Source organism: Streptomyces sp. NPDC001714, assembly GCF_042892755.1.
In the GTDB taxonomy this organism is placed as follows: Bacteria; Actinomycetota; Actinomycetes; order Streptomycetales; family Streptomycetaceae; genus Streptomyces.
Map to the genome: position 1 here is coordinate 1 of NZ_JBIAUL010000038.1, position 17,218 is coordinate 17,218.

Here is a 17,218-nt window from a genome sequence, read left to right on the forward strand (position 1 = left end):
CGGCGAGTACTTACTAGGTGGCGCCACTTCTTCCTCGTTTCCTTGTTCAGGACAACCCTATTGGGTGCCTGTCCGGAAACTGCGTGGCCCCTCAGCGGTCAGCTCAGGGCTGCAGGCGGCGGCCGGTTCGGGTTGCTGGTCGGTGGCAGGTGTCTTCTGCAGTGTCTGAGCGGTCTGGGAAGTGCCTCCATGGTCCGCTTGTGTCGTTCCTGTGGCACGGCTGCCCGTAGTTGAGCCGCGGGAAGGAGCGGAGGTTTCCGCTGGTGTGATGCCTGCCGCTGCCAGGCCGTCCGGGGCCGTGTCGGCCAGGGGGACGCCGTACTTGGCCAGCCGCAGCGGCATCAGGGACTCCACCGGAGCCTTCCTGCGCCAGGCGCGGCCGTAGCGGGAGCGGAGTCTTGCCTGGTAGACGAGGCGTTCCTGCTCCAGCTTGATGACCTGGTCGTAGGAGCGTAGCTCCCACAGCTTCATGCGGCGCCACAGCAGGAAGGTCGGCACCGGGGAGAGCAGCCACCGGGTCAGGCGCACCCCCTCCATGTGCTTGTCCGCCGTGATGTCCGCGATCCGGCCGATCGCGTGCCGGGCGGCCTCGACCGCCACCACGAACAGGATCGGGATGACCGCGTGCATGCCCACGCCCAGCGGGTCCGGCCAGGCCGCCGCGGCGTTGAAGGTGATCGTCGCGGTGGTCAGCAGCCAGGCTGTTGGCCGTAGCAGGGGGAGGGGGATGCGGATCCAGGTCAGCAGCAGGTCCAGGGCGAGCAGGACGCAGATGCCCGCGTCGATGCCGATCGGGAACAGGTAGGCGAAGTTTCCGAAGCCTTTGTCGGTGGCGAGTTGGTGGATGGCTGTGTAGGAGCCGGTGAAGCCGATGCCGGCGATGGTCATCGTGCCGGTTATGACGACGCCGATGAGGACGCGGTGGGCTGTGGTGAGTTTTGCTGGCGGGCTGTCGCGCCTCACGGCTGGCCGGCCTTGAGGGTGCTGGTGTGTGGTGCTGGGTTGTTGAGGAGGTGGTGGATGAGCTGTGAGGTTTCGTTTTCGAGTGAGCAGTCCAGTGCGTGGTTGATTTGCTGGATGCGGGTGATGGCGGTGTGGAGTCCTTGCCGGTTTCCGGCTGTGTGTTCGATGCGGAGCCAGTCGCGGTAGAGGAGTTCTGCTGTGTCGTCGGCGTCGAGGCCGGTCGCGATGGCCTGCCGGGCCGCGGTCAGGTTGTGGTGGGGGCCGGCGGGTGTGCGGTGGGTGGCGACGGTGTGTGCCACGTCGATGATGCGGGTGACCATGTCCTGCAGGTGTGGTTCGGCCCAGGGGAGGGGTTTGCCTCCGAAGGGGCGGCCGCGGACCAGGGTGAGTGCTTTCTCCAGATCGGTGAGTCCGGAGGGGCCCAGTGGCAGAGCGTGTTCGGCGAGCTGCTGGAAGCGTGTCCAGTCGCAGCGCACTGCGGGGGCGAGCCGGTAGGGGTCCTGTCCGGAGCTGCGGCGTGGCACGTAGGGGTTGCCGGCCGGGTCGTTGCCCAGGGAGCGGCGCAGGCCCTGTATCCGTGCGTTGAGGGTGCTTGTCGACCAGGGGCTTGCGGGATCCATGTCGTAGCACAGGACGTCTGCGCTGCGGCCCGGCCGGAAGTAGAGCAGGGCGGCGAGCTGGGCCATGCGCGGGCCGTGGCCGGTGTTGTCCACACCGGTCACTTCGAGGGGACCGAGCACTCTGATTTCCGGGGCGTGCAGATCATGCGCCTCGCACTCTGCCTCGCTGGATGGTGCGCCGTCTGGGACAGCGGTGTCCGCGTCGTCTTCGGTGTCCTCGTGGCTCTCGGCGCGCGGTGCCGCCGGCGCTGCGGGGGACGGAAGGTGCTCCTTCTCGGCCTGCGGTGCCGGCGCGGTGGTGGGCAGGAGACGCAGTCCTGACGGATCGGTGGTGGCGGCGAGCAGGGCAGGGAAGACTGCGCCGCTCACGTCTGCTGCTGACGCTGCGGGGGCAGGTGCGCTTGTCTCGGGGTCGGCGGCTGCCGCAGGTTGGAGTGGCTGCACCGTGCCGGCCTCGTCCGGGACGTCCTGCCAGGGGCCCTGGGCCGGGTGTGCCGGCTGCGCGGATACGTGTAGCGCTGTGGTGATCTGAAGGTATGAGGCGTGCTCGAGGCGCTGCACGGTGATGTCGGTGCCGGCGGAATGGAGATGCTGGGGTTCGCTGACCGAGGCGTTGAGGATGTCCGCGTCGGGGAAGTGCGCGGCCGCCGTGCTCGCCGGTGCGATGAGGGTGACAGGTACTGTGCGGGACTTGTCGATGAGGTCGGCGAACTGCCAGGCCGTGTCCGAGTCCAGAGGTGACGCGGACAGCAGCAGGTAGGGCTGATGGCTGGTCTCGGGCATCTGGTGTGCTTCCAGGAGGCGTTCGCTCATGTCGCGGAGTGCGTGCGTGGCCTGTCGCATGTGGGCGATGCGTGCGGTGGGCAGTAACTGCGGCAGGTCCTGGCCGAACCCGACGGTGACGATTTCGACGTCGCCGGCCCACGGGTTCATGGCGAGTTCCAGGGCGAGTGAGGTGCATACCTCGGTGATGTGGAGCGGGTTGCCGTCCAGTAGCAGGGCGGGCACTCGGGCGAGGTTGAGGAGCAGCAGGTCACCCGCCCGCGTGCTGCCGATCGTGACCAGTGCCGGGTAGGGGGCCGGTATGTCACGGGCGGCGTCCTCGTCCAGGAGGACGGCGCCGGCGCCCAGAACCCACCAGCCGCCTTCCCCGGACACGAAGGGCGCCGGCGGCTCCTGGGCCACGTCCTCGGGCAGGACCTCGACGCTCCGCGTGCCGATCCGCGCGGCCCGCAGCGCAGGCAGGACCGCGGCCTGGTCCGAGGGGAGGTGGTGGGCGAGTGTCCGCAGCGCGACGTCCAGCCGGGCGGCTGCGCCCGGTTCGGCGGCCGCCGCCAAGGTGGCCTCGGCGGGAGACGTCTGCGAGGCGATCGCGATCCTCTCGCCGGGCCGGCGGCGGCGGCGCTGCAGCGTGCGCCGCAGGGCGAGCGCACCGGTGATGGCGGCGGCCAGGAGAGCACCGGCACCCAGAACGGTGCGCAAGTCCAGCGGGCCGTCGGCCGGTGCCGACACCGGCGACGGCGCGACCGTGGGGGAGGAGGACGCAGAGCCCGACGCCGACGCCGGCGGCGAGGCGGGCCCGGAGGCGCCGGTGCTGGGCTGCGGCGTCGCGGTCGCCGCCTCCGGGGGAGAGCCCTGATCCTGCCCGGGCTGCTGGGCAGGCCGGCTGCTCGGCACGCTGGGAGCCGACGGCTCCGAAGCGGTGGTATGGCTCGGCGCGGGAGTCTGCTCGCCCGCGCTGCTCGGCGTCTGCTCGCTGCCTGGCTGCTGGGCGGGCGGGGGAGCGGTCTCCCGGCTGTGGCTGCCGTTTCCCTCGCCGGGGCCTGTGTCACGGGGCGTGTCCCGGCGCGGCTCGGTCCGGTCGGGCCGAGCATCGGGCACGGTGACCTGCTGCCCCGGATAGATCATGTCCGGGTCGGTGATCTTGGGGAGGCCGTGCGGCTGCGGCCTGTCCTTGCTGGCGTCGAACAGCTCCTGCCATGCGCTGCCGTCGCCGAGTTCCTCCTTCGCGATCTTCGAGAGGTAGTCGCCCGGGTGGACGGTGACCATGTGCGCGTTCCCCTCGCCGGCGGCCGCGGACTCCCCACCGAACTGGGTGCGTACCCCTGGCGCGGTCCCCGCGGCGTCGGGCATCTGAAGCTGCCAGCCGGGCTGGAGAAAGCTGTTCGCGCGGAAGATTGTGCCGTCGGCCATGGTGTGGCCCTCGTTGAGGTCGGCGATCTCCCGCCACCGCTCGCCGTTGCCCAGCTCGTGCTCGGCGATGCCCCACAGGCTCTGCGCGGGCCGGGTCTCGCGCACCGTGTACACCGGTCGCGACGCCGACGCCCCCGCGCTGGACGGTGAGGCCTGCTCGGCCTGAGCGGCCAGTGAAGCGTGGGCTGTCTGGCCGGGAACGCGGGCTGCGGAGGTGGCCGGCGCGGCCTGGGCGGGCGAGGCGAGGGCCGAACTGGCGGGCAGCAGAACGAGGATGCTGCCGATCAGCAGGGCGGCCGCGCGCTGACAGGCGCCCAGACCGCGCGGGGCGTGCCAGGTTAGGCCGCGCAGCTGAGCGGCCAGCTCGCCGACGGCGCAGAACGTGAACTGCGCCCACCCGATCCAGCCCACCGCGACGAGCAGCAGCAGGAACGCCGCGCCGGTGTCCTGCCGGTCAAGGAGGTGTGTGACGTCGTCGTGGGCGGCCGTCCAGAGGATGGGGGTGACCCAGGCGAGCAGCAGTGGCAGTCCGGCGAGTGCGCAGGCCAGCACCAGCAGGCTCAGGACGGCCTTGAGTACCCGGGCCAGGGTGCGGCTCGCCGCGGCGGCGGGGGAGGGGGTGGTGCGCATCAGTTTCCTTCGGGAGCGGTGACGCCGTGCAGGAGGGTCGCCGTGCCGTGGCCGGTCACCGGCAACGAGCCGATCCCGACCGCCGACAGGAAGGCGGTGGCGTACGAGCCGGTGACCGTGACCGTGAGGGTCTTGCCGTCGCCGGAGACGCTGACCGTGCCGGTGGCGCCGGCCGAGCGCAGGTAGGACTGGGCTGCGGCGGAAGCGGCCTGGGGGTCGACGACGATCGCTTTCCCGCTGATCGCGTCGGCGGGATCGATGGCCTGCCCGCCGGCCCGGGCGGCTTCGCCGGCGATGTAGTCGGCGCGTTCGGTGGCACGCATCGTGCTGCCGCCGTCGACGGCGACGCCGATGATCCCGATCAGAGCGACGACGCAGATGGCGACAAAAACGGTGACACCGCCCCGGTCGTCCAGCCGCGCCCGGCGCAGCCCGAGTTGACGGAAGATCATGACCATCAGTCACCCCGCTGCCGGTACTGGTCCACCACCGAGGTCGCCGTCGACGTCAGCGTCTTGGATCCGGGCACGCCGGGAAGCAGGAGGTCGGACAGATCGACCGTGCAGACCACGGTCGCGGTGACCGTGCCGACCTGCCCCACCGGCACGCTGAGACCACTCGTGCTGATGCTGACCCGGGTCGACGCGCACGTGATGCCCTGATCGTTGAGGGACTCGGCAGCCGCCGCCCGGGCGGCACTCTGGGCGGCGCCGGCGGTGCGGTGGATGGACGCCTCCCGCGCCGCGTCCTCGGCCGCAGCGTCGATCTTCGCACCAGAGGTGACGATCCTGCCGCCCGCGAGGGCCATACACAGGAACATGATCAATGCCGGGAGGACGATCGCCGCTTCGATGGCGGCACTGCCCTCGTCGCTGCGCAGTCTGCGTGCCAGGCGGGCCACTGATCGCACGTGCTTCACCCCCCGGGGACGGTCCAGCGCTCCACAGGGCCGGACGCCGACTGCGTGATCGTGAGCCCCGGAACACCCGGGATCATCGACAGGGCCGTGCCGGACACCTGGACGCGCACCCGCTGCCCGGTAGTGCTCGCGGCGACGCTGTAGCCGCTCAGGCTGTCCCCCGCGGTGCGCCCCAGCACGCTCCGCGCCTGGGCCGCGCCGTCGGCGGGGCCCGCCTGGTAGGCACGCGCGGCGGTCAGGCCCTCGCGGGCGGCCGTCAGGGCGATCTGCCGGGCGTAGTACCACATGGAGGCCTGGATGACGGCGATGGTGGCGAGCAGCACGAACGGGAACACGATCGCCATCTGGATGGACGTGTCCCCACGGTCCTCGCGCCACCGACGCCCCTGCCACCAGTGCGTCAGCCGCGTGGGTGGTTTCATCACAGGCCGCTGAGCTTGCCGTTGTACTTGGCGATGACCACGGCGATGGTCCCGGCGATCAGGACGGCGCCGGTGACGGCGGCCACCCAGATGATGACGGTCGTGGTGGAGATGTCGCCACGGTCCGGCCGGCGGGCGGCCTCCTCCAGGCCCTCCTTGAGGCGCGTGGTCACGCTGAGGACCGCACTGTTGGCGCGTGCCCACACAGCACGGCGGGTGCGGGCTGCGGTGTCCTTCATGTTCCGGTACCTCTCTTAAGCGTTGAACGAGTCGGGTGGGTGTCAGACGGTCAGCATGCGGATCACCGCGGGGAAGGCCATCAGCAGCATCACCAGGACGGCCAGGAGGGCCCCCGGAGCGGTCATCTTTTCGCTGGCCGCATTCGCCTCGGCGGCCTGGTCAGCGAGGAGTTCGGCGTTGAGGGCGGCGGTCCGGGCCCGCAGCGCCTTGTAGACGGCGGCGCCGTCGGTAGCGCTGCCGCGCATGATGTCGGCGACGTCGTCCAGGACGGGCAAGCGGTACTCGGCGGCCAGCTCGGTGAGCGCCTGGTAGGGCGGGATCTTCTCCAGCCGGGCCCGGCGCAGCGCGCCCCGCAGATACAGGAAAGGCCAGCCCTCGCCGACCGCGGCGGCCTTCTCCAGCGCCTCGGCAGGCCCGGCGTCGGCGGCCCGCTTGAGCGCGACCAGGTCGAGGTAGGCGGACAGCGCGTGCGCGAACTCCTCCCTCGCCCGCTTGGCCTGGTCCCGCACGGACAGATCCGGGGTGATGAACAGCAGACCCGCGAGGACGAGTCCGACGACGCCGGGCACGTAGAACGGCAGTCCCACGCCCGCGATGATCCACGGAATCGTCGCGATCACCGGGCAGAGCAGGCCCAGGGCGGCGAGCGCGGTCTTCTTGAGCATGAACTGGCCCGGCCACTGCCCCAGCAAGGCCAAGTCGGTGGCCGGGATGCGTACGCCCGGCAGACGTTCGAGGCGGGCCAGCAGCCACCGCCCCCACACCTCTTCGCGGTCCAGTTCCGGCTCGGGCATCGTCAGCGTCGCCGGAGCGCTCCGCTTGAGAGCCGGGCCCAACGCGGGCTGCGGCTGCAGGAGTTCCCGGATCAGCAGCGCGACGCCGGCGCCGACCGTGCCGCCGGTGAGGACAACGGGGATCAGGTTCACGGGGTGGCTCCTTCCGGCTCCCGGGCGGCGATCGGCAGGTCCGGCTCGGGGGAGGGGGCGGGCAGCCGGACGGCGCTGGCCGGGTCGGTGACCAGGAAGCGGGGGATGCGGCGGAAGTGGCCCAGCTGCCGCATCAGGGCGAGCACGCCGACGAAGGCGGCCGTCAGGAAGGCCAGCACGAGCTGGCCGAGGAGCGTGGAGTACGGCTTCGTGTAGCTGGGCACGAAGAAGCCCGCGACCACCACTGCGACGGTGATGATGGTCATCCACCGCACCGTCGTCCGTGGTTTGGCCCGGTCGGCCTCGATGGCGCGTTTCCTGGCGACCTCCTCGCGCACCGTGTTCGACAGGTCTTCCAGCGCCTGAGCCAGCCCCGGGCCGCGGTCGCCCACCGCCAGGATGAGCGCGGCGGCCACCTTGTCCGCGGTGACGTCGTCCAGTTCGCCGGCGAACGCACGCAGCGCCCCCTCGGGGCGCCATCCCAGACGCAGCCGGTCGGACAGGGTGACGATCTGCGGGGCCAGCGCGTCCGGTGCCCCCTGACGGCTGGTGATCATCGCCTGCTCCAGGCCCATACCGAGGCGCAGCAGACCGGCCAGCCGCTGCGTCCACTCGCTCAGGCCCTCCAACTGCCCGATCCGCTCCTTGGCCATCTGCGCGGGCGTGATCAGCCACGGCACCCCGACGACGGCCGCGCCGAGCAGGGCACCGCCGACGAAGTTCCCCGAGACGAGCCACACGACCACGAAGACCACGACAGCCGCGACGACGAGGGCCCGCCGGCGCAGCCGGGCGTCCTCGCTCTGCGGCTGCGACCCGTGCAGGGCCGCCCGCCAGCGCCGGCGCAGCAGGGCTGGGCGCGGCGCCGTGGTGCCCACGAGACCCGCGATGACGCCGATCAGCCCGCCGACCACGGCCATGCCGCTGAGCAGTGCGAACAGCAGGATCATCGGCTCACCCCCACCTTCAGCGGCAGCGGTGCCGGCCAGGCTCCGTACGGCTGCTGGAGCAGCGACGAGTCGAAGCCGACGCGCCGCAGGTCATCGATACATCCCGGGTCCATGCGGGGCACCGCCCGCAGCTCCCCCCACTCATGGCCGGGGGAGAAGACCGAGTTGGTGGCGGGCCGGCCGTTCTCGCCGATCCCGGTGAGCTCCAGGACGTGGGAGACGTAGCGGTGACGGCGGCCGCCGATCTGCGTCTCATCGGTCATGTCGACGTACACGATCATGTCGAGGCCGTTGGCGGTCTGCCGGTAGGCGAGCTGCTCGGAGAGATTCTCCTGGGCAAGCGCATACAGCTCGGCGATCCGGTCGAAGATGATGTCCGGGCGACGCGCGTGGATCGTGCACAGGTTGCCGCCCGACCCGTTCGTCAAAGCCTGCATCATCGCGACGACCTCAGGGCCGCGGACCTCGCCGACCACGATCCGCTCCAGCGACATCCGCAGCGCCGGATGCATCAGGTCCAGCAGCGTGACCTCGCCGGCGCCGCGGCCGGTGGCGTCCTTCTCCCCGTTGGACTCGCGGCCCACCAGGGACACGACCTGCCGGTGGTAGCCGTTGGCGTGGGCGAACAGCTCGTCCTCGGTCTGGATGGTCGCGAACCGCGTCTCCGGGTCGAACTCCTTGAGCATCGCCCGCAGCAGGGTGGTCTTCCCGGCCTTCTGCTTGCCCGCGATCATGATGTTCTTCTCGGCGCGGACGGCCGCGCCGAGGAACTCCCGCAGGATCGGGTCGATCGTGCCGAGCCGGACCAGGTCGTCGAGATCCGCGTGCGAGACCCGGTGCCGGCGGATGACCGCGTAGGTCATCGGCCCGAGTCCGGTGATGGCCTGGAGACGGGAGCCGTCCGGCAAGGACAGCGCGAGGGTGGGGCTCGCGGTGGAAATGGTGCGCTCGCTGTGCCCGGAACCCCTGGCCAACTCCCGCAACAATTCCAGGAGTTCCTCTTCGGAGTCGGCGATCGCAGGGACCTGGCGGCGTTCGCCGTCACCGAAGTCGAGCCACACCTCGCGCGGCCCCTGGATGATGATGTCCTCGACCCGGTCATCGTCCAGATACGGCTGGAGCCGGCCGGCCCGAAACAGCAGGTCGTACACGGCGCGGCGCAGGGCCTCGTCCTGCTGCGGCGTCATCGCCGCGGCGTCCGACCACAGCGCGACGGCCTCGGCGATCCAGTTCAGGCAGCGCTGCTCTTCACTGGCCCGGTCCATCCCGGGCTGGGACTTCAGGAGCTCTTCCCGCTGCTTGGCGACCTGGGACGCGATCTCACGGGCCACCCGGTGGTCGACGGTGACCTGCGGCGCCCCCGTCCCGAGGACGCGGGTGCTTGAAGCGGCACCGGCAGGCGCGGGCGTGCCGTTGGCCTGGGGCAGTGGTGCCACCGTCGGGTCGGGGTGCAGGGGCCTAGCGTGCACGGGTCACCTCTTCGTCTGCGGCGTGCGGGCCGCGCGGATCGAGACGGGCCCGGCGCAGCGCGGCCCGCTGGACCAGCGCGGTACTGCCGGCGCGAGCGGCCTTCATCAGCGGCGACCTGGTGAAATGGCGCGGCTGTTCCACGCCGTCGGACAGCACCCGGGCCTCCTTCGGCGCGTACGGCAATGTGGCCACCACGGGCACCTGCAGCACGCGCTGCACTTCGCCCGCGGGATACGGACCTTCGCTGATCATCAGCACGCCGACGTCGCCGACGCGTTCCTCCAGCGCACGCACCCGGCTCTCCGCCGCCTGCAGACAGCGCAGGGTGTTGCGGACCACCACGAACGTCGTATCGGCCTGCTCCGCCAGCACCCCCGACGGTCCGTACGCTCCGCGCCGGCCGAGGTCGATCAGGACGTCGTGACCATGGTCCGCCTCGATACCGCGGAACATCTGCGCCAGCATCTTCCACACCTGACCCAGGCTCGCCGACTGCGCCGGATCGGTGAGCCCGGGCAGCAACAGCCGGTCATGCGGGGACTCCCGCTTCCCGTCATCGCTGCCCAGGTCGATCAGCTGCCGCCAGAAAGCCTCGCCGAACTCGTTCTTGCGCGCGGCAACGCTGAGGTTGCGCAGACCATACCGATCGCCGAGCGTGCCCTGCAGCAGGCCGTGCAGCACGGCGCCACCGTCCGGATCACACTCGGCCAGGATCATCCGCCGCTCCGCCTCCAGCGGCCACGACAGCAGCAGAGCGAGGGCACTCGTGGTCACACCAGGTGCCCCGCTGCACCCGGCAAGCGCGATCACAGCCATCAGCTGCCGTCCGGAGCCGCGAGGACCAGGCGCAGAGTGCCGGCCGACTCCCACGCGGCGGCCGTGGGGCCCTCAGCGGCGGCCGTGGCCACGTCGACGACCACGATGCCCGTACCGGGAGCGGCACCGGACGCCTTCACGACCCGACCGTTGATCGTCTGCGGCGCAGCATCCGAGCCGTTGCCGGTGTCCGTCGCCCCCTGAGCCGGGACGTGCACGAGCTGTACCTTCTGGCCCGGCACCAGCGCGGTGGCCGGGATCTCCTTGGGCTCCAGACCGATCGGCACCAACTGCTCACCCGCCTTCACCAGCGAATCCTTCGTCACCTGCGAAGGCGCCAACAGAGAGCCGGGCTTGAGCTCCACGGCGGCCCGCTTGCCCACCACCGACTTCAGGTTGCCGGCGCGCACCGCCTTGACCGCCGGGTCCAGCGCCACGGACGCCTTGCCCAGGTCGTCCTCGGTCAGCACCTGTCCGACCTGGACGTCCCGGACTACGGTCACGACGTCGGTGCGGTCGCCGACCTGGAGCAGCAGGACGGCAACTCCGGCGCCTCCGGCGGCGATCAGTGCCAGCGACAGGGCGATGACACCGGGCCGTCGCCTGCGCGCTGACACCCGGGGAGGCGCCACGGGCCCGGCCACGCGTCCTTGCCGGGGGGCTCCGTTCGGGCCGGCTGTGTCCACACGTTCTTGGGTCTTGCTCACCGTTCTGTCCTTCCGGCGGCGTTACCTGACGACCTGAACTTCACCGACTGCCACCTGCACATTGGTCTGCCGTACCTCAGTGAGCTGGCCGGCCTGTCCGCCGCCCTGCCAGTTGATCGTCCACGTCGAGGTCGCTGTCACCGGGAACTTGCCGACTGCAGCCGAGGCCTTGGAATACACGTGTCCACAGGTCGGCGACTGGGCCATGCCCTCGGATGACGTGTAGGGGGTGCCGGGGCCGTTGCAGGTCACAGAGGTGCTGTCGCCCATCGACCATACGATCCTCGACACCTTCGCAGTTGCGGTGACGGTGATCCCGCCCGCGGTGGCCGAGGCGGTGTTCGGCCCGTAGGTCATGGCGCTCTGGTTGACCCACATCCACATCGGGACGCCCACGGTGTACGTTCCGGCAGCTCGGGGGCTAGCGATGTCCGGGCCGAGCAGGGTCATGGAGTCAACAGCACGCTGCGCCAACTCCCGAGGGTCGACCTGCGGGGCAGGGTCCTGCCCGGTGGGCACGACAACCCAGCCGTCGTCGATGCCCCCTCCGCTGTCGATGCACTCCTTGAAGTACAGGTCGTGCATCTTGGGGTCGGCTCCGTTCCAGGCCGGGTGGTCGGCAGGAGGTTTCGGATCGACCTTGGTGTACTTGCACTGCACCTTGCTGTCGCCGCTGCTACCGTTCCCGGTACCGCCCGCTTGCCCGTCGCTACCACCCGTCCCGTCGCCGACACCGACGCCGACGCAGAACTTGATGACGTGGCACTTTCCCGCGCCCACGTCCGGGTCGCCGTCGGCGTGCGCGATGCCGGCAGATGCGAGGACGAGGGCGCCGATGCATAAGACCAGACGCCGAGTCAGCAGGTTTGATCTTGAGCGGTTAACTTCGTGACCATCCACTTCGTTCCCCACTTTTCAAGCGTTGCGGTGCTGACGTATTTGGTGAGCCGCGTCGTTGGCAGCGGGACCTTCTTCTTCGTGGCCTCGTCGATCAACGTCCAGTGCGTGGTGTCGACGCAGTCTGCGACGGTGGCTACCGGGATCTTGGCTGAGGTCACCTTGATAACCTTCGGATGGATCACCGGTTTCCCGGTGGTCACCTGTCCGGCCGTCCGCATCGCCGAGAGGTCGCTCTCTATGTCGGACAGGGCCTTGAAGGTGGTGTTCTTCTTCAGGTCGGTGCCGGCCGAGGAGGCCTTGCTGTAGGCCTCGGTCTGCGCGGCCCAGGAACTGGTATAGGCCGCGAGGACGGCGGCGTCCTGGGATCCGGCGGTGGAAGCCGCGGACGGCGAGGCGGCCGATGGGCTGGAGCTGGGTTTGGACGATGTGTCCGAGTCACCGCCGCTACAACCGGACATAGCCACCACGCTGCAGGTGAGGAGCAGCACGGTTGCGTACTTCCGGGTGTGAACAGCGGCGCTCCCGCGCCCCTTGGAGCGGTTCATAGCTGTCACGTGGTCTCCCCGTACGACGCGGTGCGGTAGACCGCTGCCCCCGGCCTCCGGCATGCGGCTGCCCAGAACCGCGGCCTGGTCCAGCTGCGGTGATCCGTTTGCGTGATCACAAGGTTACGCATATGCCAGTCAACTTCCCAGTGTCATATTTGAATTGACGTGCGCAACTCAGGGCGTACCCGGTCACTTTCGGAACAGGGCGTCGATTTGTAGTTCTGTGGCTTCGCTCGTCGCGCCCGTACATCATCAAGGCGCGTTCGCCGGGCCGAATGTTGCGGTGTCCCAACTGGTCATAGCTCTGCTTCCTTTCGGTGAGGGGGGCGGGGGCCGGTCATGGCGGCGGAGGGCTCGCGCTGGGCGGCGTGGGCGGGGCGGGGGAGGCGTGTTTCACAGTTGCCCAGCCTGTGGCCACACGGTGATGACGTCGCCGTCGAGGGTGACGTGCCGTCCGGGGAAGCGGTCGCGCACCGCGCCCAGGTCGGCGAGGTCGAAGTCGCCGATCCCGTGGACCACGCACGCGGTCCCGAGGTACGAGATGTCCCGCGTCCGGGTGGGCCATCCGGCTTGGACGACCGTTCCCATGGTGCGAACCTGGCCAGCAGGGTGCGACATGTGAAGTCCCTAACGTCAGTGCACAGCCGGGACTTTCCGAGAGCCAGCCTCGTTGTGCAGTAGTAAATTAGATGTTCGCGCGAGCAAATCTCAAGGGGGTTTGTGAGGCAGTTGCAAGGCTGCGACATTCGGGCCCCGGCCAACGAGGCGTCACAGCTCGGTCCACGGACGGGGCTTGCCGCCACGCAGCGGCACCCACACGTCATCGGTGGCCCCGCGCTCTTCGACGTCTTCGAGGACAGCCGTGCCCAGCGGCACTTCGTGGGCCATCTCGGCCACGAGCGGATGGTGGGCGACCATGGCCTTGAGGTCGCTGATCCGGTTGTTCATCGCCTCACGCCCTGCACCGGTCAGCACGAACAGAACGCGGGGGAACACCGGGTACCAGCGCAGCCATCCGGGGCCGCCCGCCTGCCGGCGCCGGCCGACGGGCTGCGGCTCGTACGTCCACAGCCGGGCGTATTCGATCAGTTTCGCGGCCAGCCGCTCGGCTCCCATGGTGGCGCGGTCGACCTCGACGAACGCCCGCAGTTTCCGCCGCTGCTGGTCGTCGATGAGGGTGTAGTGCATGACTGCGTCGGCGACGACCTTCTCTCCGTCGCCGATCGCGTGGAACACCTCGGGGGTCCAGTCCAGGGGCCCGTGCTCGTCGCCGCGGCGGCGGGCATCGGCGACGAATGCCAGGTGCGTACGCAGGACGGTCAGGGTGTGGGGGGTCTTCAGCGAGGCGGCCGTCGCCGTGGTGATCGGATACGGGGGGCGGCCCCGCAGAGCGGGCCAGTCCCGAGTGAGGCGGGCGCCCTTCGGCGTGAGGTACCAGACCCGGGTGCGATGGGACTGGGGCAGCACGGCGAAGTCGACCAGGCGCTCGTCGAGCAGATCGTTCAGACGCTCCGAGACCGTCTGGCGGGAGCGGTCCGGCCGCAGCAGGACGTGGAGCTGGCCGGTGGAGGCCATGCGGTGCTGGGCGAGGGTGGCCAGGAGCTGATGCGCGAGGGGTTCCACCGGGCTGGGGGTGAAGCCCACTGGCGTCTGTTGCTTCGGCTGGACAGTGGTCAGTTCCATTCGTTTTCTTCCTTCGACAGGTGGACTGCGGCGGCGCCGGCAGGGGAGTGCGCGGCGAGGAAGGCGGCGACGCGGCCGAGCTGCTTCGCGGCGCGGTCTGTGAGCTGGTCCAGCGGGAGCGCTCCGGCGTTCGCCTGGGCGGCCCGCTCCAGCGCGGGCACCTCCCGCGGGCGGGCCTGGGCGGCGAAGACATCGTCGAGATGGGGACCGCGCAGCTGGATGGGCCCGATGCGCCGTCCGCGCACGTTCATGGAGATGTAGTGCTCGAATCGGTCCATGGTGGCGACCCGGTCGGGGCTGGGGTCATCGCCCCACTCCGCGGTGATCGGTGCCACTGCCGATTTCGACCCGGCGGTGGTGGCCAGCGTGGACGCGTTCTGCACCAGAGACAGCCGCACCGCGGCCGGCAGGCGGGCCAGCAGCTGGGTCATGCCGTGGATGTGGCACCGGTACTTGCGCAGATCCTCGAACATCGCGGCGATGGTCTCCGGTGCCGCCCCGGTCAGAGTGATCAGCTCGTCGAAGTACGGGCGGAACGCCACCCGCTTGTCCTCGGGCGTGTCTCTCCGGGAGCGGGCGGCCCGCAGCAGATCGCGGGCGAGCAGCGCGGTCAAGAGGCGGTCGGTGGGCCCGTTGCCTCCCGGGCACACCCACACGATCATCTTGGAGTCCATCGCCGCGCGGATGTTGTAGACGCCGACCGGCTGGCCGAGGAACGCGCGGGTGACCGGGTTCGCGGCCAGCCGGGCGATCGGGTTGAGGACCACAGCGAATGCCTCGGGCGGCAGGGTCGGGAACACTCCCTGCCACCAGGAGCGGGTCTCCTCGTCCAGGCGGCCCGCCACGGTGGCGAGAGCTGCCTTGCGGAACGCGGTGTCGGTGAGCAGGGCCCGTACGTGGAAGATCGTGGCCTGGTCTTCGGGCTGGCCGGCCTGGCAGGCCGCCTCGTTGACGGCGACCAGGACCGTGAGCGCGGCGGTGAGGATGGTCAGCGCGCGCGGTGCGGTCGCGTCGTCCCAGGCCAGTGCGGAGGCGTAGGCGTCGGCGATCGCCTCGACGACCTCGTGCGCCGTCTGGCCCTGGTGCATACCGAGCGGATTCCACGAGCTCACCCGCGGGTTGGGGCCGAGACCGTTGAGGTCGATCAGTGCGATCCGTGGCATCAGGGTGTCATGCGCCAGGAAGGGGGTGGCCCGCGGCCAGGAGTCGCGGTGCGGGTCGACGAAGACCAGCCCGCCACCCGCGTGTGCCCAGCCGATCGCCTGCGCCAGGGCGCGTTCGGTCTTGCCGCCGCCGGCCTTGCCGACCCCGACCTCGAACAGGGTTTCCTCGGCGTAAGTGGCGACCAGCCGCTCCCGGCCGTCCGGGCCCCGATAGACGCCCTGCAGCAGCAACTCGCTCTCGCCGAAGGCGAAGGTCGGCAGGTCCCCGGCGAGCACCGGCAGGCGGCAGTTCGTGGTGGGGGGTTTGAGCAGCCCGGTCAGCTCGTCCAGGCGGACCCAGTTCGCGCGGGGTGGCTGGCAGTGCCCCAGAGTCCAGCGGCGTTCGAAGCCGTGCCGGGTGGGCCAGTGGTCGGCGCCGATCCGCCACGGGCCCAGCCTCAAGCCGCGCATGGCCCACCGGGAGCGGCCGCCGAACACATCGAACGCGGCCTGGAGCTGGGCGAGCCGCGCCTCGGCGCGGCCCTCGGTGTTCGACGCGCACATCACCAGCAGTTGCACCCTGACGAGGTGGTCGTCCTCGGCCAGCTTGCCCAGCGCCTCAGCCGGATCCACCCGGCGCGGCACCGGCGGCATCACCAGCCGCCGGCTGTTGCCCGAGCCGGGGTTGTCACTGAGGAGCTGCTGCAGCTGGAAGCCCAGGGAGTCCTCGATCCCGCTGGCGTCCTGCCGCAGCCAGCGCGCGGCCCGCTGGGACTCCCGACGTTCGCTCCGCCGCGCGGCGCTCATCAGCTGCAGGCGGCGCGCCCGCAGTGCCCACTTCGGGGCGCGCTGGATGTCGAGCCGGATCTCAGCGAGATCGCCGAGCTCGGCGCGGAGATCGGCCACCGCGTCGACCAGCGGCTGGAGCGGGTCGGGGTTGAGCGGCACCACTCGCAGCGGGGAAATGAGCTTGCCGCGCAGGATGAACTCAGCGCGCACGGTGTGCTTCCGCGGCTCGTCGACGATCGGCCGGCCCCGGTTGACGGTGATGTCCGGTCCGAACGGAGTGATGGACAGCAGCCGCTCCCCGCCCGCCGGTCCCTCGACGCGGTAGCGCAACGGCGCACTGCCGTCCGCGCGCAGCCGTATCTGCACGGTCTTCGCCCTGCGGGGCGCCCACCACGGCATGGCCGTGGACGCGCGGGCGAGCTGAACACCGCGCCTGAAGATCTCCTCCAGGCTCGGGTCAAAGTGCCGGTTGGAGACGAGCTCCAGGGCCATCCGCTCGGCCGAAGCCTTGGCCGCGAGACGGCGTACCACCCACTCGCCCACGCCCCAGCCCACGGCGATGAGCAGGGCGAGTAGGTACCAGTGGTCGTAGAGCCAGTCAGCGGCGTCGACCAGGCTGGTGACCAGGCCGAGTACCTGACCAGCAGCCGTGTCATCGGCCCGGTCTGTCAGGTACGGGGCTGCGGAGTCCACGTTGATGCTCCCTTTTTCGAAGTGGTGCGGGTGAAGTGCCAGTCGGTGATGCGCAGATCCGTGAAAGTGCCGCCGCGGTCCATGCCGGCCCACACCAGATGGACCACCGCCTTGTTGGGACTGTCGTCGCGGCGGGCGATTGCGGCCTGGATGCGGAAGCGGGCGGTCGCGAACGCTGGGGCCACCTCCTGACCTGCGTCGGGAAAGACTGTGGGCCACTTCGCGCGGCCGATGCCGGTGGCGTCCGCGTGCAGCAGCGCGCGACCAGCGGTGAGCAACTCCCGCTCGTCGGCGGCAGGAAGGTCGGCCGGCCAGGCCGCCTCCAGCGACCGCTGGATGGCCCGGTCGCCGGGCACGCCCTCGCCATGCGGCGGCAGAGCCGACGCGAGGACCGACGGAGTCGATGCGGCGGACGCCGTGGAGGAAGCCGTGCTGATGGTCGTCCCTCCTGCGGGATGTCTACTGGCCGCAGGGGACGGATCAGGGTTCGTGCTCGCGGTCGGCGATGGCGCCGGGGCCGGTGGCTCTTGATCGTGCGGCATGCCCAGCAGGGCGACGCCGACGATGGCGAGCACGACGGTGCTCAGCAACAGCAGACGCGGTGAGC

The 17,218-nt window shown here is 70.5% G+C and carries 16 protein-coding genes and 1 pseudogene; all 17 read right to left on the reverse strand.

The window, feature by feature from the left end; all coding sequences use genetic code 11:
- Positions 1-258: 258 nt before the first annotated feature.
- Positions 259-888: pseudogene (locus ACFY0P_RS49045) on the reverse strand (DUF2637 domain-containing protein); the annotation flags it as partial.
- A 71-nt stretch (positions 889-959) separates the two neighbouring features.
- Positions 960-4,406, reverse strand: a complete 3,447-nt coding sequence (locus ACFY0P_RS49050) for a hypothetical protein (RefSeq protein WP_388929005.1) — start codon at positions 4,404-4,406, stop codon at positions 960-962.
- Entirely contained in the window at positions 4,406-4,858 is a 453-nt protein-coding gene (locus tag ACFY0P_RS49055; RefSeq protein ID WP_388929006.1) for a TadE/TadG family type IV pilus assembly protein, read from the reverse strand. The genes ACFY0P_RS49050 and ACFY0P_RS49055 overlap by 1 nt, the downstream gene beginning before the upstream one ends.
- A 5-nt stretch (positions 4,859-4,863) precedes the next feature.
- The gene (locus ACFY0P_RS49060) at positions 4,864-5,307 is read right to left on the reverse strand and encodes a TadE/TadG family type IV pilus assembly protein (RefSeq protein WP_388929060.1); all 444 of its coding nucleotides are present in this window, start codon (positions 5,305-5,307) and stop codon (positions 4,864-4,866) included.
- A gap of 14 nt (positions 5,308-5,321) precedes the next feature.
- Positions 5,322-5,747, reverse strand: coding sequence for a TadE/TadG family type IV pilus assembly protein (locus tag ACFY0P_RS49065; protein ID WP_388929007.1), 426 nt, complete (start codon positions 5,745-5,747; stop codon positions 5,322-5,324).
- A complete protein-coding gene (locus tag ACFY0P_RS49070; RefSeq protein WP_388929008.1) occupies positions 5,747-5,986 on the reverse strand; it encodes a hypothetical protein in 240 nt (79 codons plus the stop codon). The genes ACFY0P_RS49065 and ACFY0P_RS49070 overlap by 1 nt, the downstream gene beginning before the upstream one ends.
- Before the next feature lie 42 nt (positions 5,987-6,028).
- Positions 6,029-6,913 (reverse strand): type II secretion system F family protein, encoded by an 885-nt coding sequence (locus ACFY0P_RS49075; RefSeq protein WP_388929009.1) that lies wholly within the window; start codon positions 6,911-6,913, stop codon positions 6,029-6,031.
- Complete coding sequence (locus ACFY0P_RS49080; protein WP_388929010.1) at positions 6,910-7,863, reverse strand: type II secretion system F family protein; 954 nt, start codon at positions 7,861-7,863, stop codon at positions 6,910-6,912. The genes ACFY0P_RS49075 and ACFY0P_RS49080 overlap by 4 nt, the downstream gene beginning before the upstream one ends.
- Positions 7,860-9,332 (reverse strand): CpaF family protein, encoded by a 1,473-nt coding sequence (locus ACFY0P_RS49085; protein ID WP_388929011.1) that lies wholly within the window; start codon positions 9,330-9,332, stop codon positions 7,860-7,862. Before ACFY0P_RS49085 ends, ACFY0P_RS49080 begins: the two co-directional genes overlap by 4 nt.
- On the reverse strand, positions 9,322-10,149 hold the full coding sequence (locus ACFY0P_RS49090; RefSeq protein ID WP_388929012.1) for a hypothetical protein: 828 nt from the start codon (positions 10,147-10,149) through the stop codon (positions 9,322-9,324). The genes ACFY0P_RS49085 and ACFY0P_RS49090 overlap by 11 nt, the downstream gene beginning before the upstream one ends.
- Positions 10,149-10,766, reverse strand: a complete 618-nt coding sequence (locus ACFY0P_RS49095; RefSeq protein WP_388929013.1) for an SAF domain-containing protein — start codon at positions 10,764-10,766, stop codon at positions 10,149-10,151. The genes ACFY0P_RS49090 and ACFY0P_RS49095 overlap by 1 nt, the downstream gene beginning before the upstream one ends.
- Before the next feature lie 111 nt (positions 10,767-10,877).
- Positions 10,878-11,768 carry an ATP/GTP-binding protein gene (locus ACFY0P_RS49100; protein ID WP_388929014.1) on the reverse strand — a complete coding sequence of 297 codons (891 nt, stop codon included), beginning with the start codon at positions 11,766-11,768 and terminating at the stop codon, positions 10,878-10,880.
- On the reverse strand, positions 11,714-12,301 hold the full coding sequence (locus ACFY0P_RS49105) for a hypothetical protein (RefSeq protein ID WP_388929015.1): 588 nt from the start codon (positions 12,299-12,301) through the stop codon (positions 11,714-11,716). The genes ACFY0P_RS49100 and ACFY0P_RS49105 overlap by 55 nt, the downstream gene beginning before the upstream one ends.
- 396 nt (positions 12,302-12,697) lie before the next feature.
- Positions 12,698-12,892, reverse strand: a complete 195-nt coding sequence (locus ACFY0P_RS49110; protein WP_388929016.1) for a hypothetical protein — start codon at positions 12,890-12,892, stop codon at positions 12,698-12,700.
- Positions 12,893-13,072: 180 nt separating this feature from the next.
- Positions 13,073-13,987, reverse strand: a complete 915-nt coding sequence (locus ACFY0P_RS49115) for a replication-relaxation family protein (protein ID WP_388929017.1) — start codon at positions 13,985-13,987, stop codon at positions 13,073-13,075.
- Positions 13,978-16,611, reverse strand: coding sequence for an ATP/GTP-binding protein (locus ACFY0P_RS49120; RefSeq protein ID WP_388929018.1), 2,634 nt, complete (start codon positions 16,609-16,611; stop codon positions 13,978-13,980). Before ACFY0P_RS49120 ends, ACFY0P_RS49115 begins: the two co-directional genes overlap by 10 nt.
- A complete protein-coding gene (locus ACFY0P_RS49125) occupies positions 16,587-17,201 on the reverse strand; it encodes a hypothetical protein (protein WP_388929019.1) in 615 nt (204 codons plus the stop codon). Before ACFY0P_RS49125 ends, ACFY0P_RS49120 begins: the two co-directional genes overlap by 25 nt.
- Between the last annotated feature and the right edge of the window lie 17 nt (positions 17,202-17,218).